Here is a 22,942-nt window from a genome sequence, read left to right as displayed (position 1 = left end):
GCCGTATGCTGCTCCCCATGCGTGACGCCGACGAGCCCTCCCTCGACGAGCTGCTCATGGGCGCGGCGCGGGCGCTGCGGCGGCGCTGGGCCACCGGGCTCGGGTCCGACCTGTCGCCCCACGACGCGCGCGCGCTGCGCGTCATCGGGCACCACGGGCCCACGCGTCTCGGCGTCGTCGCCGACCACCTGCGCATCGCGCCGCGCTCGGCCACCGACGTCGTCGACCGGCTCGAGTCGCGGGGCCTCGTCCACCGCAGCCCCGACCCCGACGACCGCCGCGCCATGACCGTGGCCCTCACCGCGGTGGGGGAGTCGGTCCTCGCCGAGGTCGACGAGGCACGGCGCGAGGGTGCGGCCGACTTCTTCGGGTCGCTGAACGACCGCGAACGCACGTCGCTCGCGGCCCTCCTCGCGCGGCTCGACCCCCGAGAGGAGTGAGGTCGAAATGTCCGCTGACATACACTTCCCTGCCGGCAACCGACGGCACGTGAGGCCGGGGCGAGCGCCGGCGAGGAGCTGCTGGGTGGCTGACGTGAACGGGCTCGTCATGGTCGAGGGGCGCCCGGGGTCGGGCCGCACCTCGACCGCCGAGGACATCGTCGAATGGCTGGCCGGCGAGCACGTCGCCGTCGAGCACCGGGCCGAGGGGCAGGCCGACCACCCCGTCGACGTCGACCACGTCGTCGTGCTCGACACCGCGCAGCTCCTCGCACTTGCGGCCGAGTCGACCGAGACGTCCCGGGCCCTGCTCGGCGCCGCCGAGCAGCACGGGGACGCCTGGGTCGTGCGACCCGCGTCGCAGGCGGCCCTGCCCGAGCCGCTGCGTCAGCGGGTCCGCGAGGTCGCGAGCCGGGCGCGAGTCCCCGCCGAGCTCACCGCCTCCCTCGTCGCCGATGCGTGGGCCCGCTTCGGAGCGAACAGGCCCGGTGGCGTCCACGTCTGGGAGTCCGCCCTGCTGCGGTCGCCCGACGTCGCCCTCGTGCGCCGCCTCGTCGACGCCGTGCGCGCGCACCGACCGGTCGTCGTCTACCTCGACGACGACCGCGAGATCGGGTCGAGCCGGCAGGGCCAGCGGCGCGAGCTCGACCTCCTCGTCGTCGCCGGCCTCGACGTCCCGACGCTCGTGGTGCCGGTCGGTGACGGTCGCCGGGACGATCACTCGGCGGCCGTGCGCGACTTCGTCGCCGACCACCTCGGCCTCACCGGCCGGCGTGACTCGCAGCAGGTCGCCTGACCATGCCCCTGCACGCGGTCGAAGGCCTGCTCGACGCCACCTCCGACACGGAGGTCCGGCGTGAGTGGGCGGCCCTGGCCGCGGCGGGACTGCCGAGCCAGTCGCAGCACCAGGGTGCGACGAACGCGCCGCACATCACCCTGGCGCTCGCCGGGGTCGTCCCCGACTACGTCGAGGCCCGGATCGCCCGCGTCCTCGAGACGATGCGGCCCGTGCCGATCCGCCTCGGGTCACTCCTCGTCATGGGCTCGCGCCGCTACGTCCTCGCCCGGCTCGTCGTGCCCACGCCCGAGCTGCTCGACCTCCAGCGGTCGCTGGCCGCCGCGACGGTCGGAGCGCCCGACGTCCCCGACCAGGTGCGTCCGGGCCGCTGGACCCCGCACGTCACCATCGCCCGCGGGCTCGGCTCGCGCCAGGTCGGGGAGGCGCTCGCCGTCCTCGGCCGCGCCCGCCCCCTCGACGGCACGATCGAGTCGGTCCGACGCTGGGACCCCGACGCCGGGCGCACGTGGCAGGTGGGCGGCATACCTACGATGGGCGCATGAGCCTCGAACTCGGCCTCGACACGTTCGGCGACATCGCCAACGGCCCCGACGGTGCCCCGCTCCACCCCGCCACGGTGATCCGGGAGGTCCTGGCCGAGGGTGAGCTCGCCGACCGGCTCGGCCTCGACTTCTTCGGCGTCGGCGAGCACCACCGCGACGACTACGCCGTGAGCGCCCCCGACGTGCTGCTCGCCGGCCTCGCGGGGCGCACCGAGCACATCCGGCTCGGCACGTCGGTGACGGTCCTCTCCAGCGACGACCCGATCCGTGTCTTCCAGCGCTTCTCCACCGTCGACGCGATCAGCCGCGGCCGTGCCGAGATCACCGTCGGCAGAGGCTCGTTCATCGAGTCGTTCCCGCTCTTCGGTCTCGACCTCGGCGACTACGAGACGCTCTTCGAGGAGAAGCTCGACCTGCTCGCGGCCGTCGTGGCCGAGCGGCCGATCCGCTGGGAGGGTTCGATCCGCCCGCCCGTCCAGGTCGAGAAGGTCATGCCCGCGACGGAGTCCGGCCACCTTCCCGTGTGGGTCGGCGTCGGCGGCACCCCGCAGTCGGTCGTCCGCGCCGCGCACTACGGCTTCCCCGTCGTCATCGCCATCATCGGCGGCTCCGCGCGCCAGTTCGCACCGCTCGCCGACCTCTACCGGCGCGCGCTGTCCGAGATGGGCAGGCCCGAGCTGCCGATCGGGGTGCACTCGCCCGGCTATGTGGCCGCCACCGACGAGCAGGCGCGTGACGACTTCATGCCGCACTTCCTGCCCTACATGAACAAGCTCGGCCGCGAGCGTCGCTGGGCGCCCATGGGCAAGGACCAGGCCCTCCAGCAGCTCGGCCCCGAGGGGGCCGTCTACTGCGGGTCGCCCGACACCGTGGCCGCCAAGATCGTCGACACCGTCCGCGTGCTCGGCCTCTCCCGCTTCCAGCTGAAGTACTCGTTCGGCACGCTCCCGCACGACCAGCGGATGGAGTGCATCCGCCTCTACGCCGAGGAGGTCGTGCCGCGCGTGCGCGCGCAGCTCGACGAGGACTGACGGGGGCTGACGTGCGGATCCTCTTGATGGGCATGGGATCCCGTGGTGACGTCCAGCCGCTCGTCGCGCTCGGGCAGCGTCTCCGGCGGATGGGGTATGCCGTGTCGCTCGCTGCGCCGGCCGACCTCGGTCACGTCGTGGCGGGCAGCGGCGTCGACTTCGAGCCGTTGTCGTTCGACCTCGAGGGGCCGTTGCGCGAGGGGCTCGGGCGTGACGCACTGCGCGGGTCGGCGCGGACGCAGGTGCGTGAGGCCCGGCTCATGCGGCAGGTCATGGCCGACACCGCCTCGGCGCTGGCCGCGGACGTCGCGCGGCTCGTCGACGGTGCTGACGGCGTGCTGTCGGGGGCGCTGACCTTCGACCTCGTCGACGCGCTGCTGACTCCTGACGGCCGAGGTGGCCGTCCGACCAAGCCGCACCTCTACGCCGTCTTCGCGCCGGTCTGGCCGAGCGCGCACGGTGACTCGGTCGCACTGTCCCTGCGCCCCCGCGCGACATCGTGGGTCAACGACGCATGGAGCACCCTCGCGGGCCGGGTCGCACTCGACCTCTTCCGCCCTGCCGGTGACCTCGTCCGCGCGCGACGAGGCCTGCCACGACAGCGGTTCCGCCACTACACGGCCGCTGCGGAGCGCACGCCGACGCTGCTCGCCGCGAGCCCGCACGTCGTCCCGCCGGCCGCGGACTGGCCCCCGGCGCTGCGGCAGACCGGCTACTGGGTGCGCGACGACGTCGGCGGTGGCTCGCTGGACCCGGCTCTGGCGGCGTTCCTCGACGACGGGCCCGGCCCGGTCTTCGTCGGCTTCGGCTCGATGCCGACGCCCGACCCGGAGGGTGTCGTGCGTGATGCGGGCCGGGTGCTCGGCCGTCTCGGGCTGCGTGGTGTCGTCAGCGAGGGTCTGGCCGGTCTGTCGGTCGGCACGACCGCAACGACGATCGGGATCGGCGCTGCACCGCACGACCTGCTCTTTCCACGGTGCGCCGTCGTCGTCCACCACGGCGGAGCGGGCACGACCGCCGCTGCGGTCCGGGCCGGGGTGCCGCAGGTCGTGGTGCCGCACGCCGCCGACCAGCCCTACTGGGGCCGCCGGATGGCCGACCTGGGGGTCGCCGCACCGCCGATCGCCCGCAAGGACCTGACGGCGGCTCGGCTCGAGCGGGCGCTCGAGGTCGCTCTGTCCCCGGGAGCCCGCGCGGCGGCATACGCCCTCGGTGAGCGCGTCCGCGCAGAGGACGGCGCCGGCGACGCCGCGCGACTCGTCGACACCTACCTCAAGGGTGCCGGGCCGTCCTGACACACCGAGGTCGGCTGAGGCCGACCGCCCACGCTCCGGAGCCCACGGGACGGAGGACTTCGTGGGTCACGCGGTCACGCCTCCCGCGGCGTCGAGCAGGTAGGCGCTCATCGGGCCCTTGCTCTTGACGAGGATCGTCCCGCGAGGGCGGAGCGTGAACTCGGGCCCGAGTGCAGCGGCGACGCGGTCGGTCACGTGGATCTGCCCCGGCAGCCCGTGGGACTCCATCCGGCTCGCCGTGTTGACGGTGTCGCCCCAGAGGTCGTAGATGAACTTCCGCCGCCCGATGACCCCTGCGACGGCGGGTCCCGTGTCGACGCCGATGCGCACGGCGAGCCACTCACACCCCGGTTCACGCGCGATCGACGCGATTTCCTCGCGCATCGCGATCGCCACCCGGGCCACCGCCTGCACGTGGTCGGGCCGCCGCTCCGGCAGACCGCCCGCGACCATGTAGGCGTCGCCGATGGTCTTGATCTTCTCGACCTGCTGCGCGTCGGCCTCGCGGTCGAAGGCCGAGAAGATGCGGTCGAGGAGCGCGACGAGCTCGTCGGCGGGCATGACCTGGGTCCGCTCGGTGAAGCCGACGAGGTCGGCGAAGAGCACGGTGACGGCCTCGTAGTGCTCCGCGATCGTGCCGGGGCCGCGCTTGAGACGTTCGGCGATGGGGGCCGGCAACACGTTGAGCAGCAGGCGCTCCGACCTCGCCTGCTCGGCCTCGAGGGCGATGCGGGCCCGCTCGCGCTGCTCGACGAAGTAGCCGAGCATCGCGTAGGCGCTGACGGTCACCCCCATGACGTTGAGCACGAAGAAGGTGACGACGAAACCGGTCGGCAGGGCCGCCGGCTGCGCCGATAGCCGGGGGTCGAGCAGGGCCAGCGTCACGAGCGCGACGAAGAAGGCCAGGAGCCAGCCGACCGAGCGCCGCACCCCGAGCAGCGCCAGCGCGGCGAGCGGCACGAAGATCGCCCACAGGACCATCCCGCTCGAGGCGATGAAGCCGCCGAGCGACGCCTGGAGCAGGCACGGGAGGACGAGGAAGGCCACGAGCTGCGTCGTGCGGAACACGGCGAACCTGCCGGTGCGCGAGAGGACGAGCAGCCCCACCACGGTGATCACCTGGTAGGCAGCCGGGATCGCGGCCGACAGCGGGTGGCCGTACGCGAGGTAGGTGCCGACCCAGATGAAGGAGATGAGGGCGATGAGCACCGACGCGAAGATCAGCATGCCCTGGCGCAGACGCTCGTCCTGGGACCGGTCGGGCCGGGCGCCGATCTCGGCGAGGCGCTCGACGATGCGGACGACGGCCCCGCTGAGGCCGGTCCGGGGAAGGGTGAGCACGTCGGATGCGCCCATGCCGCGATGGTACGGCCGAGGACACGCCTCCCGCGGCCTAGATCGTCGCTGCGAGCTCGGTGCCCTGGCGGATGGCGCGCTTGGCGTCGAGCTCTGCCGCGACGTCTGCGCCGCCGATGACGTGCACCTTCACCCCGGCGGTGGCGAGCGCGGGACCGAGCGTGTTCACGGACTCCTGGCCGGTGCAGAGCACGATCGTGTCGACGGCGAGGACCTGCGGGTCGGAGTGGTCCTCGCCGTGGGTGATGTGGAGCCCCTCGTCGTCGATGCGCTCGTAGTTGACGCCGACGTGGTGATGGACTCCCTTGGCCTTCAAGGCCGCCCGGTGCACCCAACCGGTCGTCTTGCCGAGGCCCCTCCCGATGGAGGTGGCCTTGCGCTGGAGCAGGTGCACCTCCCGCGGCGAGGGTGACGGGTGCGCCTCGACGAGGCCGCCACGGGAGGCGTCGGGCTCGCCGACGCCCCACTCGGCCATCCACTGCTCGATCGTCATCGGCGACTCGACGTGGGTGAGGAACTCGCTGACGTCGACGCCGATGCCGCCCGCGCCCATGACGGCCACGCGCTGACCCAGCGGTGCCTCGCCGCGGACGGCGGCGGCATACGTCACGACCGTCGGGTGGTCGACGCCCGGGACGTCGGGCACGCGGGGCTCCACCCCGGTGGCGACGACGACCTCGTCGAAGTCGGTGAGGTCCCCGACGTCGGCGCGGCGACCGAGGTGGACCTTGACGCCGCTCAGCTCGAGTCGCCTCCGGTAGTAGCGGATCGTCTCGGCGAACTCCTCCTTGCCGGGGATCCGCATGGCGATGGCGAACTGGCCGCCGAGGTCGGCGGCCGCCTCGAAGAGCTCGACCCGGTGGCCGCGCTCGGTCAGCGCGACCGCGGTCGCGAGCCCGGCAGGACCTGCGCCGACGACGGCGACGTGCTTGCTGCGGCGGCTCGGGGCGAGCACGAGGGTCGTCTCACGGACGGCGCGCGGGTTGACGAGGCACGTCGCCGTCTTCTTGGCGAAGGTGTGGTCGAGGCAGGCCTGGTTGCAGGCGATGCAGGTGTTGATCTCGTCGGCCCGGTCGCCCGCCGCCTTGGCCACCCACTCGGGGTCGGCGAGGAAGGGGCGCGCCATCGAGACGAGGTCGGCGCTGCCGTCGGCGATGACCCGCTCGGCGAGGTCGGGCATCGAGATGCGGTTGGACGTGACGACGGGAACGGTGACCTCGGGGCGCAGCTTCGCGGTGACGCGGGTGAAGGCGCCGCGCGGCACCGACGTGACGATCGTGGGGACGCGGGCCTCGTGCCAGCCGATGCCGGTGTTGATGATCGTCGCGCCGGCCGCCTCGACCTCGTGGGCCAGTGCGACCACCTCGTCCCACGACTGCCCGTCGGGCACGAGGTCGAGCATCGAGAGGCGGTAGACGATGACGAAGTCGGGGCCGGCCGCCTCGCGCACGGCGCGGACGACCTCGACGGGCAGGCGGCGCCGGTTCTCCGGGGTGCCGCCCCACGCGTCGGTGCGCTGGTTGGTGCGTGGCGCGAGGAACTGGTTGAGCAGGTAGCCCTCCGAGCCCATGATCTCGACGCCGTCGTAGCCGGCCTCGCGGGCGAGGCGGGCGCAGCGGGCGTACGCGTCGACGGTGCTACGGATGCCGCGCGGGGTCAGCGCGCGGGGCGAGAAGGGGGAGATCGGGGACTTGAGCGCCGACGCCGACACGGCGAGCGGGTGGTAGGCGTAGCGGCCGGCGTGCAGGATCTGGAGGGCGATCGTGCCGCCCTCGCGGTGCACGGCGTTCGTGATGACCCGGTGGCGCCGGGCCTGCCGGCTCGTGACGAGGACGGAGCCACCCGGGTAGAGCGCGCCGGCGAGGTTGGGCGCGAAGCCGCCCGTGACGATGAGGCCGACGCCGCCGCGGGCGCGCTCGGCGTAGTAGGCCGCGAGCCGGTCGAAGTCCTTGGCGCGGTCCTCGAGGCCGGTGTGCATCGAGCCCATGACCACGCGGTTGCGCAGCGTGGTGAAGCCGAGGTCGAGGGGTTCGAGCAGGTGGGGGTATGCCGTCGTCACCCGCCCGAGGGTAGCCGCTGGTTACCGTCCGGTAGCCGATCGCGCGGCCTGCGTCACAGTGGGTGAGAATGGCCAGGTGAGCGATCTCGAGCACCTGGACGTCCTCGTCGTCGGAGCCGGCCTGTCCGGCATCGGCGCCGGCTACCGCCTGTCGACGATGAGCCCGACGCGCTCGTGGGCGATCCTCGAGGCCCGGGACTCGCTCGGTGGCACGTGGGACCTCTTCCGCTACCCGGGCGTCCGGTCCGACTCGGACATGATGACGCTCGGCTTCCCGTTCGAGCCGTGGACCGACCCCGACGCCATCGCCGGCGGGCCGAAGATCCTCGACTACCTGCGCCGGACGGCGGAGAAGCACGGGATCGCGGAGCGGATCCGTCTGGGCCACAGGGTCGTCGCGGCCGACTGGTCGAGCGAGGACGCGCGCTGGACGGTCACGGTCGAGCGCAGGGGCGGCGAGCGCGAGCAGCTGACCTGCGGATTCCTCTACCTCTGCAGCGGCTACTACGACTACGACCGGCCCCACGACCCGCAGCTGCCCGGCCTCGCCTCGTTCGAGGGCGACGTCGTGCACCCGCAGTTCTGGCCGGACGACCTCGACGTCTCCGGGCGCACGGTCGTCGTCATCGGGTCAGGCGCCACGGCGGTGACGCTCGTGCCCTCGCTCGCCGAGGCCGGTGCCGACGTGACGATGCTCCAACGGACGCCGACGTGGATCGCGTCCCTGCCCCGCCGCGACCGGTCCCGCGACGTGCTCCAGCGGGTGCTCCCGACGAAGGCCGCGGGGACGGCTGCTCGCTACAAGAACGTCCTCGGGACCATGGGCGTCTACGAGCTGAGCCGTCGGCGCCCTGCCGTGATGAGGTCGTTGCTGTCCAAGGGTGCGGCCAAGTCGCTCGGCTCGACCGACCTCGTCAGCGACCACTTCACGCCGACCTACGACCCGTGGGACCAGCGCCTCTGCGTCGTCCCGGACGGTGACCTCTTCGAGGCCGTCCGCAGTGGACGCGCCCACGTCGTCACCGACACGATCGAGACCTTCGTGCCACACGGCATACGGCTGCACTCGGGACGCGAGCTCGACGCCGACGTCGTCGTGACGGCGACGGGGCTGCGGATCAAGATCGCCGGCGGCATCGCGATCACCGTCGACGGGCAGGCCCGCCCCACCGGGGATCTCACGGTGTATCGCGGCCTGATGTTCGCCGACGTGCCCAACCTCGCCGTCTGCGTCGGGTACGTCAATGCGTCGTGGACGCTGCGGGCCGACCTCGCGAGTCGTTACGTGTGCCGGCTGCTCAACCACATGGAGCACCACGCCTGGCGGAGCGCGACGCCGCGGGCACCCGAGGGGATGGACGGACAGCCGCTGCTGCCGCTCGCGTCGGGCTACGTGCAGCGGGCGGCCGACGACCTGCCCCAGCAGGGCGACGGCGCGCCGTGGCTGATGCGCCAGAACTACCTGCTCGACCGACGCGACATGCTGGGCAGCGACGTCACCGAGGCGATGTCCTTCGCCCGCTGAGCGCGTGTCGAGGGTTGTGTCTGGCAGCGGCCGACCGGGTACGGACCCCCCATGAGCGAATCGAACACATCTTCGACCGACGACGTCATCGGCGCCACCACCCCCACGACTGCCGGAACCCCCGGCGACTCGACGGTCAAGGACCCCGAGGACTGGGTCACGGGCGACGAGGCCATGACCGGCGCCCAGCGCAGCTACCTCGAGACCCTGGCCCGTGAGGCCGGCGAGACGTTGCCCGGCGACCTCACCAAGGCCCAGGCGTCCGAGCACATCGACCGTCTCCAGTCCGTGACGGGCCGCGGAGTCACCGACGGGCGCACCGAGGGCCACGGCAGCGAGGTCTGACCCGAGCGGGCCGCTTCAGGGGATGTCGAGGCGGTCCGAGACGAGACCGTCCGCGGCGAGCAGCCGCAGCCGCGTGACGGTGCGCTCTCGCACTGCCCACGGGTCGATGGTGTTGACGTAGATCTTCGTGCCGCCCTCGAAGCCGGCCAGGGTCGACACCCGCCACTTGAGCACCACCCGGAGCGGCACGGGCAGGTCGAGCGACGGGGGGCCGTGGTGCCATTCCTCGTTGGTCGGCACGTCGGCGCCCGTCGCGGCGTGGCACGCGTGCACGAGGTCGGAGAAGTCGCGCACCTCGTCGTCCGAGAGCTCCCACGGCCGGCACGCCGTGTTCGACGTGTAGACGACGAGCGACGGGTACTGGTGGCCGATCCCGGCGAAGGCCATGGCCGTGGGGGTGCGCGCCACGACGAGACCCTGCGTCTCGGCGTACTGCGGCCCCCAGCGCGCGAAGAGGTCCGGCTCGGCCCGCACCCGCTCGGTCTCCCGCTCGAGGTCGACGCCCGGCTCGTCGATGGCGACGAGCTGCTTGTGCAGGTGGTCGAACGACGCGCCGGCCGGTCGCAGCCAGTTCTGGAACGCCGAGACGTAGCGGGCGTGCGGGTTGCTCCGGTAGAGGTCGCGGACCCCAGCGATCGTGAATCGCGTGTACTGCCAGTGCTCCTCGGGTGTGAGCGTGCCGGCGCCGGCACTCTGGGTGTCGTCCGTCGCGCCGTCGACGAAGTGCCGACGCGAGACGACGACCTGGTGGTTGCCGGCGAAGAGGCCGACGGCCTCGCGCTCGAGGTCGTCCTCGTCGAGCGGCTCGACCTCGGCACCAGCCGCACCGCGCGAGCGCATCCGGATGCGCGCCAGCGCGGTCACGTGTGCACGCCCTGCGGGCGTCGAGAGGTATGCCGCCCGGTGCGCGAGCGACTCGGGCGTCGGCTCGTAGCCGTGGGCGAGGTGCCAGTAGTCGTAGCTGAGGATCTCGAAGAGGTTCGGGAAGAGCCGCAGCTCCGGCACCGTGTCGTGGAGCTGCTCGGCGACGAGCCCGCGCACCTCGCGCCACGACGACCCGTCCCGGACGACCCGGGCGATCTCGGGAGTCGTCTCGATCATCCGGCCCCAGCAGAAGGCGCAGTGGCGCTCGTGCTCGGCCGGGTCGAGGGGCTTCGGGTCGGGCCGAGCGATGCCGAGAGGCCGGGCCGCGCGCCCCGGCAACGTCCACACCTTCGTGCCGGTGAAGGGGTTGACCTGCTTGATGGTCCCGTCGGGCAGTCGCGTCAGGGGCTCGATCACCCTGCCAGCCTAGGTCTGCCGGTCGGCTAGCGTCGGGACGTGCCCGACGATGCTGCCGCCGCTGCCCCCACCGACGCTCCCTACCGCGATCCGTCGCTCTCCGTGGAGGAGCGCCTCGACGACCTCATCGGTCGGATGACGCTGCCCGAGAAGGTCGGCCAGATGCTCCAGCTCGACGCGCGCGGCGACCTGACCGAGATCGTCCACACGAAGCTGGCCGGCTCGATCCTGCACACCTCCCCGGACGACCTGCCGCGCGCCATCGAGCTCGCGGCCCGGACGCGTCTGGGCATCCCGCTCCTCACCGCCGACGACTGCATCCACGGCCACTCCTTCTGGCCGGGTGCGACGATCTTCCCGACCCAGCTCGGGGTGGCCTGCTCGTGGGACCCCGACCTCGTCGAGCAGGCGGCACGAGTCACGGCCGTCGAGGTGTCGGCGACCGGCATCCACTGGACCTTCTCGCCCGTCCTCTGCATCACCCGCGACCTGCGCTGGGGCCGGGTCGGCGAGACCTTCGGCGAGGACCCGCACCTCATCGGTGAGCTCGGCGCGGCCATGATCCGGGGCTACCAGGGCGACGGCCTCACCGACCCGACGGCCGTCCTCGCGTGCGCCAAGCACTTCGCCGGCTACTCCGAGACCCAGGGCGGCCGCGACGCGAGCGAGGCCGACCTCAGCCGTCGCAAGCTGACGTCGTGGTTCCTGCCGCCCTTCGAGCGAGCCGTGCAGGAGGGCTGCCGCACCTTCATGCTCGGCTACCAGGCGATCGACGGCGTCCCCGTGACGGCGAACGGCTGGCTCCTCGACGAGGTGCTCAAGGGGGAGTGGGGCTTCACCGGCACCCTCGTCACCGACTGGGACAACGTCGGTCGGATGGTCTGGGAGCAGAAGGTCTGCGCCGACGACGTCGAGGCCGCGACGGTCGCGGTCCGCGCCGGCAACGACCTCGTCATGACGACCCCGGCCTTCTTCGAGGCCGCCCAGGAGGCCGTCGCGCGCGGCCTGCTCGACGAGCGCGCCATCGACGAGGCCGCCCGCCGGGTGCTGCGCGTCAAGCTCGAGCTCGGACTCTTCGAGAACCCGCGGCCGCCGGACGCCGAGCGCCAGCGCGTCGACATCGGCTCCGCCGAGCACGCCGCCCTCAACCTCGACGTCGCCCGCCGCTCGCTCGTGCTCCTCACCAACGACGGCACGCTTCCGTATGCCGTCACGGACGTCCCGCGCACCGTGGCCGTCCTCGGGCCGAACGCCGACGACCCGCAGGCCAATCTCGGCGACTGGGCCGGCGCCTCCGGCCAGGTCGACTGGATGCCCGACGGTCACCCGCGCGAGACGGTCGAGACCGTGCTCGACGGCTTCCGCGCCGTCGTCCCGTCGACCTGGGCCGTCACCCGTGCTCGGGGCGCCGAGATCGAGACCCTCGTGCCCGACCCCGAGGGGCCGCTCTTCCCCGACGGCCAGCCCCGTCCGCCGGTCTCAGCACCCGCGCCCGTCGACCCGGCCCAGCTCGCCGAGGCGGTGGCTGCAGCACGCGCCGCCGACCTCGCCGTCGTCGTCCTGGGTGACACGATCGCCCTGACGGGAGAAGGCTGCTCGACGGCGACGCTCGACCTTCAGGGCGGTCAGGTCGCCCTGCTCGACGCCCTCGTCGACCAGCTCGACGGCACCGGCGTCCCCGTCGTCGTCGTGCTGCTCCACTCCAAGCCCAACGTCCTGCCGCCCAGCGCGCTCCGGGCGGCCGCGGTCATCGAGGCCTTCAGCCCCGGCATGCGCGGCGGCCGTGCCGTCGCCGAGCTCGTCCTGGGCCACATCGAGCCCGCCGGGCGCCTGCCCGTCTCGATCCCGCGGCACATCGGGCAGCAGCCGACCTACTACAACCAGGTGCGCGGGCAGCACGGCCACCGCTACGCCGACCTCACCCAGGAGCCGCAGTTCGTCTTCGGGGAGGGCCTGACGTACACGACCGTCGAGTGGTCCGACCTGACCCTCGACGCCACCGACCTCTCGCCCGACGACGTCGTGGCCGCGGAGGTCACGCTCACCAACACGGGCGAGCGGACGGCATACGAGGTCGTGCAGGCCTACATCACCGACGTCGTCACGAGCGTCACGTGGGCAGCCAAGGAGCTCAAGGCGTTCCGCCGCGTCACCGTCCCGCCGGGTGAGTCGGTGACCACCCGCATCGAGGTCCCGGCCACAGCCTGCTCCATCGTCGACGCGTCCGGTCGACGCGTCGTCGAGCCGGGCGAGTTCGAGCTGCGCGTGGGACCGAGCTCGCGCGACACCGACCTGCTCAAGGCATCCTTCACGATCAGGGCGCCGCGGACGTCGGCGCTCGCGGGGTCAGCGCAGCCAACGGGATGACGCGCCCGGCGGCCTTGGCCTCGTAGCCGCCGAAGAACGGCGCGACCTCGAGCAGGCGACGCCACAAACGGTCGCGCTCGGCGCCGCGAGCGACCTCGACGTCCACCTCGATCCGCTCGTCGCCGACCTCGATGACGGCCGTGTCGGCGTGGCGGAGGTTGCGGAACCACTGCGGCTCCGCCGCCGCGCCGCCGGCGCTCCCGCAGACGACGTAGGCGCCGTCGTCGCGGAAGTAGCCGACCGGGCTGGTCCTCAGCGTGCCGGACGACCGACCGGCCACGGTGAGCAGGAGGACCGGCATCCCCCGGATGGAGCGGAGGAAGCCGACGTCGAAGCGACGGTAGAGCGCCACGTGCGCCGCGTTGGCCGCACGCATCATCCGGTTGGCCACGCCCATGGCCGCCTCCTGGGTCCCGCGGCACGCATCGGCCGACCCGTCCAGTGTGGCCCTGCGGGCGGCTAGGGTCGAGGTCCCCCGACGATGAGGAGCAGCATGCGCGCGGCACGAGTCACGAGCCTCGACGGGCCGTCGTCCGTCACGGTCGGCGAGGTCGACGAGCCTGCCCTGACCGCCGGCCACGTCCTCGTCGACGTCCACGAGGCGGGGGTCAGCTTCCCCGACGTCCTCATGAGCCGCGGGCTCTACCAGATGCGCCCGGACCTGCCCTTCGTCCCCGGCGCCGAGTGTGCGGGCGTCGTGCGCGAGGTCGGCGAGGGCAGCGCCTTCCGCGTCGGCGACCGCGTCGCGGCCTTCCCGGTGCTCGGCGGCTTCGCCGAGACGGTCGCCGTGCCCGAGGCGATGGTCTTCCCGCTGCCCGATGCCGTCTCGTTCGAGACCGGCGCCGCGCTGCCGATGAACTACCTCACCGTCCACTTCGCCCTGACCCGTCGCGGCCAGCTCGAGCGCGGCGAGACCGTGCTCGTCCACGGCGCCGCGGGCGGCATCGGCACCGCCGCCATCCAGCTGGCGCGCGCCATGGACGCCCGCGTCATCGCCGTCGTGTCGTCCGACGACAAGATCGGGACCGCCCGCTCGGCCGGCGCGCACCACGTCGTCCTCGCCGACGGCTTCCTCGCGGCCGCGAAGGAGCTCACCGACGGACGCGGCGTCGACGTCGTCGTCGACCCGGTGGGCGGCGACCGCTTCACCGACAGCCTCCGCAGCCTCGCGCCCGAGGGCCGCCTGCTCGTCATCGGCTTCACCGCCGGCCAGATCCCCGAGGTCAAGGTCAACCGGCTGCTCCTGAACAACATCAGCGTCGTCGGCGTCGGCTGGGGTGCCTTCTGGATGCCCGACCCGACCTACCTGCGCACCCAGTGGGACGCGATCCTCCCGCTCCTCGAGAGCGGCGCGCTCGCTCCGCCCATCGGCACGCGCCACCGGCTCGACGACGTCGCGGCGGCGCTCACGGAGATCGACGAGCGCCGCGCCCACGGCAAGGTGACCCTCACCGTCCGCCAGTAGGTTGGGGCGCATGCCGTCCCGCTCGCTCCGTGCCTCCGCTCCCACGTCCCCCCGCCGCGTCCTCGTCACCGGTGGTGCCTCAGGTCTCGGCCTCGCACTCGTCCGCGCCCTCGTCGCCCGCGGCGACCACGTGCTCGCGACCGACGTGCAGACCGACCGGCCCGATGCGCTCCCGGAGGCGGCGGCATACCTCCCGCTCGACGTGCGCAGCGACGAGGCGTGGGCTGCGGCGCTCGCCCACGTGCGCGGCACGTGGGGCGGGCTCGACCTGCTCGTCAACAACGCCGGCGTCGCCGCGGGTGGCCGCATCGACGTCGCGACGATGGACGAGTGGCGCTGGATCGTCGACATCAACCTGCTCGGCGTCGTCCGCGGCTGCCGCACGTTCACCCCGCTCCTCAAGGAGCAGGGCAGCGGCCACATCGTCAACACCGCCTCGCTCGCCGGACTCGTCCACGCCCCCGGCATGTCGGCGTACAACACCGTCAAGGCCGGCGTCGTCGCCCTGAGCGAGACGCTCTCGCACGAGCTCGCGCCGCACGGCATCGACGTGTCGGTCGTGTGCCCGTCGTTCTTCCGGACGAACCTCGGCTCGTCGTTCCAGGGTGCCGACACCGAGATGGAGGAGGCCGGCAAGAAGATGGTCAGCGGCTCGAAGCGCACCGCCGACGAGATCGCCTCCATCGTCGTGCGCGGCATCGACGCCCACCGCGACGTCATCCTCACCGACCGTGACGGGCACGTCGCCTGGCGCGCCAAGCGCTTCGCCCGACCGGCCTACACCGCGGTCATGAAGCGCGCGGCGAAGCGGGTCGCCGCCGGCCGCTGAGCGGAAACGGTGGAGCCGGGGCCGGGCCGCGATTGACTCGCTCGGGGCCGGGCGCGACATTGGGACGGTGAACCGGGCCCTGTCGGCGCTGGCCGTAGCAGCGTTGCTGGTGATGCTGCTCGAGGCCGCTCCCAGCGGCTCGGTCATGCCGGCCGGTGCCCTCGGGGTGGTGTTCGTCGCCTGGTCGGTGGTCGGCTACCGCTGGGCGCTCAGTCGGGGGCGCGCGGCCGCAGTCGCCTACCTGACGGTCGCCCTGGCGCTCGGGTTCGTCGTCTTCAACGTGGCCGGCGCAGGGGTCGGCAGCACCTTGCTCCTGGTGGTGGTGGTCGTCCAGGCCGTCATGCTGCTACCGCTCGGATGGGCGGTCGTCGTCGCGGTGCTCGTCCCGTTCGTCCACGTGGGGATGCCCATGCCCGACGCGGTGCGCCAGGTGGTCAGCACCGGACTCGCGTGTGCCTTCGCCTTCGTCCTCGCAGCGCTGCACCTGCGTGAGCAACAGGCACGGTCGGAGCTCGCCGACGCCAACCGCCGGCTGCGTGAGCTCGGCGAACAGGCCGAGGAGCTGGCCACCATGCGTGAACGCACGCGCGTCGCGCGCGACATCCATGACGGGCTGGGGCACCATCTCACGGTGGTCGGCATGCAGGTGCAGGCCGCAAGGGCGGTGCTGAGCAGCGACCCGGCGAGGGCCGACGGGCTGCTCAGCCAGGCGGAGGACCAGGCGCGCCGCGCGTTGGTGTCGGTCCGCGAGTCGGTGGCCGCCCTGCGGGAGGCGAGGCCCGAGCCGTGGCTCTCCGCGCAGCTGGAGAGCCTGGCCGCCGAGGGTGTGTCGTCCGGTCCGTCCACCTCCGTCGAGGTCCGAGGGCGCGAGCGCCGGCTCGACGACGAGGTCCAGGTGGCGCTCTTCCGCGCCGCTCAGGAGGGCCTCACCAACATCCGCAAGCACGCGAATGCCCACGCCGCCGTCATCCGGCTGACCTACCGCGCAGACGTGGTGAGCCTGGAGGTCCGCGACGACGGGCGTGGCCTCGACGGCACCGCCGGCGGGTTCGGCCTCGTCGGCATCCGTGAGCGCGTCGAGGATCTCGGCGGCTCCCTCAGTGTCGAGTCGGCACCGGGCAGCGGTGTGGCCGTCCGGGTCGAGATGCCGGGATGAGCCTCGATCGCCCGGTGCGGGTGCTTGTCGTCGATGACCAGACCTTGTTTCGTGAGGCCCTGACGACGCTCCTGGAGATGCGCGCAGAGGTCGAGGTCGTGGGCGCCGCGGAGGACGGGGTCGAGGCGCTGGAGCTCGTCGAGAGGCTCCGACCCGACGTCGTGCTCATGGACCTGCGGATGCCCGTGCTCGATGGCGTGGACACGACCCGGCGGCTGCGTGTCGAGCATCCCGAGGTTCGCGTGCTCGTGCTCACCACCTTCGACGGCGACGACGAGGTCTTTCCCGCCCTGCGTGCGGGTGCCGTCGGATACCTGCTCAAGGACGCCACCGCCCCGCGGCTGGTCGAGGCCGTGCTGGCGGCGGCCCGCGGCGAATCGGTTCTCCAGCCGTCAGTGGCCGCCAAGGTCCTGGCTCGGATGAGCCAGCTGCCCGAACTCCCGAGCGAGCCGCGTTCGCAGCCCCTCGTCGATCCGCTCACCCAGCGCGAGCTGGAGGTCCTACGGGCCGTCGCCGACGGGCTCAGCAACAGGGAGGCCGCCGAGCGTCTCTACCTGTCGGAGGGCACGGTCAAGAACCACGTCACCCACGTGCTGGGCAAGCTCGGCGTCCGCGACCGCACGCAAGCCGCGTTGAGGGCCCGCGCGCTCGGCCTGCTGTGAAGGTCATGCCCCACGCGTGACCCGGTTCGTGACCTCTGGCACGTCCGGGATCGGCCCTCTGGGATCGACCATCGTCGGCATGACCACCTTCACGACCCTGTATGCGGACCGCTCGCCTCGCGCGGCCGTCCGCCGGCTCCTGCGCTCCCGGCCCGCCCGCTTCCTCGTCGCCTACCTCGAGATGACCCTCTCGATGGTCGTCGGCATGGGGCTGTTCGGTGCGATCTGGGACGGCGTCTGGCCCGGCCTGACCGGCCGGCCGGACGCCATGGCCCTCACCATGGCCTTCGACATGACCCTCGGCATGGCGTCCTGGATGTGGGTGCGACGGCACCCAGCACGCCACATCGTCGAGATGTCGGTTGTCATGGCTCTGCCTTTCCTCGTCCTGTTGTGCCCCTACTGGCTCGGCGTTCTTCCCGGCGATGCACTGCTCACGTGGGGTCACGTCGCGATGTTCGCCCTCATGGGCATCCTCATGGCATGGCGACCGCACACCTCCACCGTCACTCCAGCTCTGAATCCGAGAGCTCACTCGCCCATGTCGCGTCCTGCCCTCCTCTCCTCCGCACTGCTCGTCGGCGGCGCAGGTCTGGCAGTCGCCGGAGGCATCCTTCACCCGCACGACCAGCCTCCGAACTCCCATGCGGCCGTGTTCGCCGAGTACGCCCACAGCACCGACTGGGTATGGGTCCACGACCTGCAGTTCCTGTCGGCAGGCCTGGTGGTCGCAGGGTTCGTCATCCTGGGTCGCACCCTGAAGCGGGTGGGGGCGTCCCCGGCGCTCGTTCGGCTCGGCGATGCGGCCGCCGCCGCCACCGTGGCCCTCATCGCGATCAACATGGCTGTGGACGGCGTCGCCCTCAAGCACGCTGTCGACTCCTGGGCCGCCGCTCCACCGGAGGACCGGGCGTCCCGGTTCGCCGCCGCGGAGGCAGTCCGCTGGGTGGAGTGGGGTGTGAACTCGTTCTTCACCATCCTGCTCGGAGTCACTCTGCTGATGTCCGCTGCAGCGATGTTGCGCCTCGGGCACCTCGGCAGTCGTGTCCGACTGGCCGGTGTCACCGGAACGCTGGGAGGCGTCCTCCTCGTCGTCAACGGCGTGGCCGTGGGCGCGCACGGCTTCGAGCCGAGCCCCGTGCCCCTCGTCGCCACCGGCCTCTACATCGTCATGGCGTTCGGCATCCCTTCCCTGGACCGAGCCGTCGTCGGGACGGCTCCGACCGAACTGTCCTCCGGCCAGGGCCAGCTCGCCGCGAGGTGATCTCTGGGCCGCAGCCGAACCACGTGCTTGGGCGGTGGTTCGGCTGCGCAGGCGCCGGCTCCGGGGTCACGGACGCGGCGCGCGCCGGAGGTCGACGTCGGCGGGCGTGGCGGCACCCAGCACCTGCGCGAGGCTCGCGCGGAGCAGCTCCGCCGCCTCGGCTGCGCGGTCGAACGCCCGGCTGAACTCCGGCTCGTCGCCGTCGCGCGTCCATCCGAGCCCCTCCAGTGCCTCCTGCGCCTCGCGCGTCAGGTCGGTCAGGCCCTCGAACTCCGTGTCGCCGATGCACTCGAGCGCGAGCACGCCCTCGAGCCGCCGCGCCTGGACGAAGACGTCAGGCACCCGTGCCCGAGGAGCCGGCCTCGCGCCGCCGCGGCGCCACGATCGGGGAGCCCGCTCGGCGGCATACGTGCTCGACGCCCGTGACGCCACGTGGACGGTGAAGGTCAGCCAGTCGTCGTCGGTGAGCGCGGCGAGGTCGGCGGCGACGCGGGAGGTCCACGACTCCCACGTCTCCTCGAGGGGGCCGTCGCTCATGCGGGGCTGCCCTCGTGCGACACCACCGCCGTCTCCATCAGGGCGCGGAGGTGGTCGGGGATGGGGGTCGGGCGGCGGGTCGCGGCGTCGATCTCGACGTGCACCCAGCCCCCCAGGGCCTTGATCGAGGGGTCGGCGACGGCGCTGCGCTCCGGGTCGACGAAGAGGCCGAGCTCGTAGGTGACGCTGCTGCGCCCCAGCCGGACGACGCGGACGCCCACGACGAGCGGCGCCGGGAACGCCACCTCGGCGTAGAAGGCGCACGACGACTCGGCCACGACGCCCTGGGTCGCGTCGGTCATCGGGTCGACCGTCACGTGTTCGGCCTGCCACCCGTTGATCGCCGAGTCGAACAGCTCGTAGTAGACGGCGTTGTTGAGGTGGCCGTACATGTCGTTGTCGCTCCACCGGGTCGTGACGGGACGGTGGACCGGGAAGTCGGCGAGCGTCAGCTCGCGGGGGTCGGGCGTGCTGGGCATGCGCCCATCCTGCCCGACCCTGTGGACGACGCCCGGCGGTGTCGGCGGGCGAACGTACAGTGCTCGGGTGGTGTGGAGCGTGGGGCGGGCGACGTGGGTGGGTGATGTCACCGACCCCGACATCGCCCAGCAGGTCGGCACGCGTACCTTCGAGCGCGGGCAGGCGTATGCCGCCGAGCGCCGGGTGCGCTCGCTCGCCACGCGCCCCGACGGGCTCATGCTGCTCGGCACGATCGAGGGCAGCGGCCACGAGACCTACCAGACCTTCATCGAGGCCCGGCCGCACCCGAAGGGGCGCTCGCACCTCTGGAGCGGCACGTGCAGCTGCCCGGTCCGCAGCGACTGCAAGCACGTCGTGGCGCTCATGCTCACGGCGCGCGACGTCGCTCAGGGCAAGGTCGTCGAGCCGCGGCCACTGGCCGAGGGCGAGGGCGTCGTCGAGCCGGCCGCAGCCGAGCCGGCGCCGCTCGTCGTGCCGCCGCACTGGTCCGACGTCTTCGGTCACGTCCGGCCGCGCGCCGTCGAGCCGTCCCCGGTCGCCGAGCGGCCCGAGCCCCGGGGCGACCTCATGCCGGCCGGCCTCTTCGTCGACACCGTCTACCGCGACCAGCGGGGGCGGAGAGGGGTGCCCGAGCTCAGCTACGGCCTCCGACCGACCCGCTGGACCCGCGCCGGCACGTGGCACCGCACCCTCTCGTGGCACGACGCGCTGCCCCAGTGGCGCGCCGGCATCCGCTTCCTGCCCGAGCACGAGCGCATCATGGGGCGCCTGCACGACGTCGCCCGGCACGGCTCGGGCGGCACGACGTACTTCTCCGCGACACCGCCGCTCTCGCTCGACGCGAGCCCCGAGGTCTGGCCGCTGCTGCGCGAGGCCCGTGCGGCCGGCATCGAGGTGCTGCCCGGCGAGGGCGTCACCGGTCCGGTCCACGTCGCCGACGACGCGGCCACCCTCGTGCTCCTCGTCAAGCGGGCCCCCGACGGCAGCGGTGACCTCGACCTCGACGTCGACATCGAGGGGATGCCGGCCGGCGCCACCGGCGAGCGGCTCTACCTCGGTGACCCGGTGCACGCCGTCGCCGTCGAGGGTGACGACGACTCGCTGACCTTCGTGCCCCTCGACCAGGACCTCGACCTCGGTCCCGACGCCCTCGCCTCGGCGCTCGCCGGCCTGCGGGTGCCGGCCGACGAACGGGGCCGCTTCCTGCGCTCCGTCGTCCCGGGCCTGCGCCAGCGGCTGCGGGTCCGCTCCGAGGTGCCCCTGCCGGCGCCCGAGCTGCCCGAGGACGTCCAGCCCGAGGTCGTCACCGTGCACGTCCGCGTCGTCAGCGACGTCCCCGGCGAGCTGCGCCTCGACCTGAGCCACGCCTACGACGGCACGCCGCGGCCCTTCACGACGGCGCGCTTCGGCACCGTCGGTGGCCGCGACCGGGACGCCGAGGCCGCCGCGGTGCAGGCCGCGACGTCGCTCCGCTCGGTCCCCGGCGCACTGCGTGCCGACCTCGGCGGTCACGCCTACCTCGTGCCGCGCGTCGTCCTCACCGGCATGGCGGCCGCGCGGTTCGTCGTCGACACGCTGCCCCTGCTCGAGGCCGACGAGCACGTCACCGTCGAGGTCGACGGCGACGTCCCGGCCTACGAGGAGGTCACGTCGGCTCCCGTCGTCCGGCTGGGCACCGGCGAGCGGCGCGAGCAGGCGGAGCCCGGCGACTGGTTCGACCTGCGGGTCTCCGTCGAGGTCGACGGTGAGGACGTGCCCTTCGAGCCGCTCTTCGGGGCGCTCGCGCGTGGCGACGAGATCATGCTCCTCGAGTCCGGCGCGTTCTTCCGGCTCGACCGGCCCGAGCTGCACCGGCTGCGCGACCTCATCGAGGAGGCCCGCGACATCGCCGACCCCGAGACCGGCGGACTGCGCCTCAGCGCCCACCACGCCGACCTCTGGGACGAGCTCGTCGCCCTCGGCGTCGTCGACGAGCAGAGCGCGCGCTGGGCGGCCAACGTCGAGGCGCTCGGCTCCCTCGAGTCCGGCCCGCTCGCCGAGGTGCCACCCGACCTCCGGGCGACCCTGCGTCCCTACCAGCTCGACGGCTACCGCTGGCTCGCGCGTCTCTGGGACGCCCGAATCGGCGGCATCCTCGCCGACGACATGGGACTCGGCAAGACGCTCCAGGTCATCGCGGCCCTCGTGCGCGCGCACGACCGCGGCGAGCTCGGCGACGCCGGTCCGGAGGCGCGTGGGCCGGTGCTCGTCGTCGCGCCGACGAGCGTCGTCGGCACGTGGATGGGCGAGCTCGAGACCTTCGCGCCGCACCTCGCGGCGGTCGCCGTCACGGCCACCGAGCGCAAGCGCGGGGTCACCCTCGCCGAGACCGTCGCAGGCGCCGAGGTCGTCATCACGTCGTATGCCGTCCTGCGCCTCGACGACGCCGCCTTCCACGGCGTGCGGTGGGGTGGGGTCGTGCTCGACGAGGCCCAGTTCGTCAAGAACCGCCAGGCCAAGACCCACGTCGCGGTCCGCCGGCTGGGGGCGCCCTTCACCGTCGCCGTCACGGGCACGCCGCTCGAGAACTCCCTCATGGACCTCTGGTCGCTGCTCTCCCTGACGGCCCCCGGGCTCTACCCGCGACCCGACGTCTTCACGAAGAGCTATCGCAAGCCCATCGAGTCCGGCGAGCGCCCGGAGCTGCTCGACCTGCTCCGCCGCCGGATCCGGCCCCTGATGTTGCGTCGCACCAAGGAGCAGGTCGCGATCGACCTGCCGCCCAAGCAGATCCAGGTCATGGCGCTCGATCCGCACCCGGTCCACCGGCACATCTACGACCAGCACCTCCAACGCGAACGCCAGCGCGTCCTGGGCCTGCTCGGCGACCCCGAGTCCAACCGTGTCGCGATCCTCGCCGCGCTGACCCGGCTGCGCCAGCTCGCGCTCGACCCGGTCCTCGTCGACGAGGTCCACGCGGGCAAGGCGACGGCCGCCAAGATCGAGTTCCTCGTCGACCAGCTGCGCGAGCTCGCCGCCGAGGGCCACCGCGCCCTCGTCTTCAGCCAGTTCACCGGCTTCCTGCGCCGCGTCGAGGCCGCGCTGACGCGCGCGGGGCTCGCGACGGCATACCTCGACGGGTCGACGACCGACCGGCAGGCGGTCGTCCGGGGCTTCCGCGAGGGCGATGCCGTCGCGTTCCTCATCAGCCTCAAGGCCGGCGGTTTCGGGCTCACGCTGACCGAGGCCGACTACGTCTACGTCCTCGACCCGTGGTGGAACCCGGCCGCCGAGGCGCAGGCGATCGACCGCGCCCACCGCATCGGGCAGAGCCGTCCCGTCACCGTCTACCGGCTCGTGTCGGCCGGCACCATCGAGGAGAAGGTCGTCGCCCTCCAGGAGCGCAAGCGTGACCTCTTCCAGCGCGTCGTCGACGAAGGCGGCTCGCTCTCGGGTGCCATCACGGCCGATGACGTGCGCGACCTGCTCGGACTCGCCTGACTCGAAGCGTGATTCGCATCCGGCCCCAC

The 22,942-nt window shown here is 72.9% G+C and carries 20 protein-coding genes; 14 read left to right on the top strand and 6 right to left on the bottom strand.

The features are described from left to right. Positions 1–17: 17 nt before the first annotated feature. From AC1DW8_RS19115 to AC1DW8_RS19095, 5 genes are all read left to right on the top strand, one after another. The gene (locus AC1DW8_RS19115; protein ID WP_478095522.1) at positions 18–440 is read left to right on the top strand and encodes a MarR family winged helix-turn-helix transcriptional regulator; all 423 of its coding nucleotides are present in this window, start codon (positions 18–20) and stop codon (positions 438–440) included. 85 nt (positions 441–525) lie between these two features. Next, the gene (locus AC1DW8_RS19110; RefSeq protein WP_056775494.1) at positions 526–1,236 is read left to right on the top strand and encodes a P-loop NTPase family protein; all 711 of its coding nucleotides are present in this window, start codon (positions 526–528) and stop codon (positions 1,234–1,236) included. A 2-nt stretch (positions 1,237–1,238) separates the two neighbouring features. After that, positions 1,239–1,781 (top strand): 2'-5' RNA ligase family protein, encoded by a 543-nt coding sequence (locus tag AC1DW8_RS19105; protein ID WP_478095521.1) that lies wholly within the window; start codon positions 1,239–1,241, stop codon positions 1,779–1,781. Next, positions 1,778–2,812: an LLM class flavin-dependent oxidoreductase gene (locus tag AC1DW8_RS19100; RefSeq protein WP_056822861.1), complete on the top strand. Its 1,035-nt coding sequence runs from the start codon at positions 1,778–1,780 to the stop codon at positions 2,810–2,812. Before AC1DW8_RS19105 ends, AC1DW8_RS19100 begins: the two co-directional genes overlap by 4 nt. A gap of 26 nt (positions 2,813–2,838) precedes the next feature. Then, positions 2,839–4,107: a glycosyltransferase gene (locus AC1DW8_RS19095; protein WP_478095532.1), complete on the top strand. Its 1,269-nt coding sequence runs from the start codon at positions 2,839–2,841 to the stop codon at positions 4,105–4,107. 66 nt (positions 4,108–4,173) lie between these two features. Here the strand turns inward: AC1DW8_RS19095 and AC1DW8_RS19090 are convergent, their stop codons facing one another. After that, positions 4,174–5,463: an adenylate/guanylate cyclase domain-containing protein gene (locus tag AC1DW8_RS19090; RefSeq protein ID WP_478095520.1), complete on the bottom strand. Its 1,290-nt coding sequence runs from the start codon at positions 5,461–5,463 to the stop codon at positions 4,174–4,176. Positions 5,464–5,500: 37 nt separating this feature from the next. Beyond that, positions 5,501–7,522 (bottom strand): oxidoreductase, encoded by a 2,022-nt coding sequence (locus AC1DW8_RS19085; RefSeq protein WP_478095519.1) that lies wholly within the window; start codon positions 7,520–7,522, stop codon positions 5,501–5,503. A 76-nt stretch (positions 7,523–7,598) separates the two neighbouring features. On the opposite strand from AC1DW8_RS19085, the gene AC1DW8_RS19080 reads away from it, so the two are divergent. Both AC1DW8_RS19080 and AC1DW8_RS19075 read left to right on the top strand, forming a co-directional pair. Continuing rightward, entirely contained in the window at positions 7,599–9,047 is a 1,449-nt protein-coding gene (locus tag AC1DW8_RS19080; protein WP_478095518.1) for a flavin-containing monooxygenase, read from the top strand. A 51-nt stretch (positions 9,048–9,098) separates the two neighbouring features. Beyond that, entirely contained in the window at positions 9,099–9,392 is a 294-nt protein-coding gene (locus AC1DW8_RS19075; protein ID WP_056775477.1) for a DUF3072 domain-containing protein, read from the top strand. 15 nt (positions 9,393–9,407) lie between these two features. Here the strand turns inward: AC1DW8_RS19075 and AC1DW8_RS19070 are convergent, their stop codons facing one another. Beyond that, positions 9,408–10,673, bottom strand: a complete 1,266-nt coding sequence (locus AC1DW8_RS19070; RefSeq protein WP_478095517.1) for a DUF4921 family protein — start codon at positions 10,671–10,673, stop codon at positions 9,408–9,410. A gap of 39 nt (positions 10,674–10,712) precedes the next feature. On the opposite strand from AC1DW8_RS19070, the gene AC1DW8_RS19065 reads away from it, so the two are divergent. Next, positions 10,713–13,040 (top strand): exo-beta-d-1,3/1,6-glucosidase, encoded by a 2,328-nt coding sequence (locus tag AC1DW8_RS19065; RefSeq protein WP_478095516.1) that lies wholly within the window; start codon positions 10,713–10,715, stop codon positions 13,038–13,040. On the opposite strand, the gene AC1DW8_RS19060 is transcribed toward AC1DW8_RS19065, so the two are convergent. Further along, complete coding sequence (locus AC1DW8_RS19060) at positions 12,988–13,437, bottom strand: nitroreductase/quinone reductase family protein (protein WP_478095515.1); 450 nt, start codon at positions 13,435–13,437, stop codon at positions 12,988–12,990. The genes AC1DW8_RS19065 and AC1DW8_RS19060 overlap by 53 nt on opposite strands. 96 nt (positions 13,438–13,533) lie before the next feature. Here AC1DW8_RS19060 and AC1DW8_RS19055 point away from each other — a divergent pair, with 96 nt between their 5' ends. From AC1DW8_RS19055 to AC1DW8_RS19035, 5 genes are all read left to right on the top strand, one after another. Further along, positions 13,534–14,505, top strand: coding sequence for an NADPH:quinone oxidoreductase family protein (locus AC1DW8_RS19055; RefSeq protein ID WP_478095514.1), 972 nt, complete (start codon positions 13,534–13,536; stop codon positions 14,503–14,505). 10 nt (positions 14,506–14,515) lie between these two features. Further along, on the top strand, positions 14,516–15,334 hold the full coding sequence (locus tag AC1DW8_RS19050) for an SDR family NAD(P)-dependent oxidoreductase (protein ID WP_478095513.1): 819 nt from the start codon (positions 14,516–14,518) through the stop codon (positions 15,332–15,334). 67 nt (positions 15,335–15,401) lie between these two features. Continuing rightward, positions 15,402–16,490 (top strand): sensor histidine kinase, encoded by a 1,089-nt coding sequence (locus tag AC1DW8_RS19045; protein WP_478095512.1) that lies wholly within the window; start codon positions 15,402–15,404, stop codon positions 16,488–16,490. Then, complete coding sequence (locus tag AC1DW8_RS19040; protein WP_478095511.1) at positions 16,487–17,152, top strand: response regulator; 666 nt, start codon at positions 16,487–16,489, stop codon at positions 17,150–17,152. The genes AC1DW8_RS19045 and AC1DW8_RS19040 overlap by 4 nt, the downstream gene beginning before the upstream one ends. Positions 17,153–17,231: 79 nt before the next feature. Continuing rightward, complete coding sequence (locus tag AC1DW8_RS19035; protein WP_157623304.1) at positions 17,232–18,416, top strand: hypothetical protein; 1,185 nt, start codon at positions 17,232–17,234, stop codon at positions 18,414–18,416. Positions 18,417–18,482: 66 nt separating this feature from the next. On the opposite strand, the gene AC1DW8_RS19030 is transcribed toward AC1DW8_RS19035, so the two are convergent. After that, on the bottom strand, positions 18,483–18,953 hold the full coding sequence (locus tag AC1DW8_RS19030; protein WP_478095510.1) for a TY-Chap domain-containing protein: 471 nt from the start codon (positions 18,951–18,953) through the stop codon (positions 18,483–18,485). Beyond that, positions 18,950–19,432 carry an acyl-CoA thioesterase gene (locus tag AC1DW8_RS19025; protein ID WP_056822837.1) on the bottom strand — a complete coding sequence of 161 codons (483 nt, stop codon included), beginning with the start codon at positions 19,430–19,432 and terminating at the stop codon, positions 18,950–18,952. The genes AC1DW8_RS19030 and AC1DW8_RS19025 overlap by 4 nt, the downstream gene beginning before the upstream one ends. 67 nt (positions 19,433–19,499) lie before the next feature. On the opposite strand from AC1DW8_RS19025, the gene AC1DW8_RS19020 reads away from it, so the two are divergent. Then, positions 19,500–22,913 (top strand): DEAD/DEAH box helicase, encoded by a 3,414-nt coding sequence (locus AC1DW8_RS19020; protein ID WP_478095509.1) that lies wholly within the window; start codon positions 19,500–19,502, stop codon positions 22,911–22,913. The last annotated feature ends 29 nt before the right edge of the window (positions 22,914–22,942 follow it).

The sequence above is a fragment of the Terrabacter sp. P2_E3 genome, from assembly GCF_056403915.1.
Note: the sequence above shows the minus strand (reverse complement) of the source record. Positions and strands in the feature narration are given on the sequence as shown.

Bases quoted from the DNA above. Each gene is read 5' to 3' on its own strand.
- AC1DW8_RS19115 (WP_478095522.1), top strand. From the start codon at position 18: ATGCGTGACGCCGACGAGCCCTCCCTCGACGAGCTGCTCATGGGCGCG.
- AC1DW8_RS19105 (WP_478095521.1), top strand. From the start codon at position 1,239: ATGCCCCTGCACGCGGTCGAAGGCCTGCTCGACGCCACCTCCGACACG.
- AC1DW8_RS19100 (WP_056822861.1), top strand. From the start codon at position 1,778: ATGAGCCTCGAACTCGGCCTCGACACGTTCGGCGACATCGCCAACGGC.
- AC1DW8_RS19095 (WP_478095532.1), top strand. From the start codon at position 2,839: ATGGGCATGGGATCCCGTGGTGACGTCCAGCCGCTCGTCGCGCTCGGG.
- AC1DW8_RS19090 (WP_478095520.1), bottom strand. From the start codon at position 5,463: ATGGGCGCATCCGACGTGCTCACCCTTCCCCGGACCGGCCTCAGCGGG.
- AC1DW8_RS19075 (WP_056775477.1), top strand. From the start codon at position 9,099: ATGAGCGAATCGAACACATCTTCGACCGACGACGTCATCGGCGCCACC.
- AC1DW8_RS19060 (WP_478095515.1), bottom strand. From the start codon at position 13,437: ATGGGCGTGGCCAACCGGATGATGCGTGCGGCCAACGCGGCGCACGTG.
- AC1DW8_RS19055 (WP_478095514.1), top strand. From the start codon at position 13,534: ATGCGCGCGGCACGAGTCACGAGCCTCGACGGGCCGTCGTCCGTCACG.
- AC1DW8_RS19050 (WP_478095513.1), top strand. From the start codon at position 14,516: ATGCCGTCCCGCTCGCTCCGTGCCTCCGCTCCCACGTCCCCCCGCCGC.
- AC1DW8_RS19040 (WP_478095511.1), top strand. From the start codon at position 16,487: ATGAGCCTCGATCGCCCGGTGCGGGTGCTTGTCGTCGATGACCAGACC.
- AC1DW8_RS19035 (WP_157623304.1), top strand. From the start codon at position 17,232: ATGACCACCTTCACGACCCTGTATGCGGACCGCTCGCCTCGCGCGGCC.
- AC1DW8_RS19030 (WP_478095510.1), bottom strand. From the start codon at position 18,953: ATGAGCGACGGCCCCCTCGAGGAGACGTGGGAGTCGTGGACCTCCCGC.
- AC1DW8_RS19025 (WP_056822837.1), bottom strand. From the start codon at position 19,432: ATGCCCAGCACGCCCGACCCCCGCGAGCTGACGCTCGCCGACTTCCCG.